Annotated in this window: 2 protein-coding genes; both read right to left on the bottom strand. The window is 58.6% G+C overall.

The features are described from left to right. Positions 1 to 99: 99 nt before the first annotated feature. Positions 100 to 294, bottom strand: a complete 195-nt coding sequence (locus tag IBX59_RS15125; protein WP_296377056.1) for a hypothetical protein — start codon at positions 292 to 294, stop codon at positions 100 to 102. 83 nt (positions 295 to 377) lie between these two features. Next, on the bottom strand, positions 378 to 1,466 hold a 1,089-nt coding region (locus tag IBX59_RS15130), incomplete at its 5' end, for a phytanoyl-CoA dioxygenase family protein (protein WP_296377058.1).

Genomic DNA, 1,466 nt, shown 5'->3' on the forward strand with positions numbered 1-1,466 from the left:
TTTGATCGGGTTGAAATTCTGCAAGAGACACACGACCCGATAGTGGCCGCCGCGCCAGCCATGATCCGCGGACTTGGCCCATCAGGGCGCGTCTAAGATCTAGTCTTTGTCACCCGGGGGCCAGTTCAACACAAGATGCCACGCGAGGTAGCCGCCGATTGCGGCAGATACATAGGCCCAGATCGCACTGCCCATCTGCCATTCCACACCCGCCCATGCAAAAGGCACAGCCACAACAAGGAAGCGGCGCCAAGTGGCGCGAAAAAAGGGATGGGTCGGGTCGATCAAGCGCATGTCAACAATACCTTTTCGGGTCGGGGGCCAGTGTTTGCAGATCGGCAAGTGATAGGCAAGGCTGGCGTGCGAACACGCCGGTTTCAGGGCTGCTGGCGGTTTGCGATGCCATCCAGTGCATCGGCTAATTCTGGCGCCGACCAGCCGTCAAGCACGGCCTTGCGCAGCACGGCCTTTTGGGTTTCGGGGGCCAGCCCACCGACCGGTGGATCGCGATCAAGATTGATGGGAAAGGAATAGCCTTCGGCCATTGCGGCCAGCACCGCCTCGCGCATGGGGGGCGTCAGGTACCCCTTGGCGCATGCAGCGCAAAGCGCGGGAAAGACGGCCTTGCAGATCGACCGCCGATCCACGCTTTCCATCGCCCGCCCAAAGGCAGAAGACACCTGCAACAGATTGACCATGCGATGAATGCCGGCGCTGAAGTTTGCACCAGCGGCATGAAACAGTGCAGGGTTGAAGAAGATCGCGTCGCCTTTATCCAGTGGCAACTGGACGCAATGCGATTCAAAATAGGCGCGAAAATCATCGCGCCGCCATGCGGCATAGCCAGGGCGATAAAGCTGCGAGAAGGGCAACAGCTTTGTCGGGCCAGCATCAAGCGACATGTCGCAATGGGCGATGCCGCCTTGCAACGTCATCAGCGGCGATAGGTCGTGAACATGCGCCGGATAGGTTGCGCTGATGTCTGCGGTTTGAAAACCCAGATGATAGTCGCGATGCGCCTGTTGCGCCTGCCCGCCGGGATGCACCAGATTGATCTGCGCAGTCATCTGATAATTCGGTCCCAGCCACGCCTCGCAGGCGGTATCAATTGCGGGGCTTGAAAAATAACGCACCGCAATTTCGGGGGCCCTGATCGCCAGTTTTTGCAGAGAATTCCAAATGCGGTCATTTTTACCCGCAGCAGCAAAATGATCTGCTCCAGCAGCACCTGTTTTACGTTCATCGGCGATAATTGCGTCATAGGCGATGGTGGCTGCGTCAATTGCATCATGGTCAGGGCAAGCCTGTTTCAGCACAAAAACCCCTGCGCCATGCTGTAGGATCCGCGCCCATTCTGTCATCAACGCGCGGCGTGTGTCGGGCATCGCGATCTGATCCGCCAGTGCGGTGATGTCATAGACCGGCACGTTCTTGGGGGCGGCGATGGCGTTGGGAATATCGGCGAT

The sequence above is a fragment of the Yoonia sp. genome (assembly GCF_014859355.1).
In the GTDB taxonomy this organism is placed as follows: Bacteria; Pseudomonadota; Alphaproteobacteria; order Rhodobacterales; family Rhodobacteraceae; genus Yoonia.

Bases quoted from the DNA above. Each gene is read 5' to 3' on its own strand.
- IBX59_RS15125 (WP_296377056.1), bottom strand. From the start codon at position 294: ATGCGCTTGATCGACCCGACCCATCCCTTTTTTCGCGCCACTTGGCGC.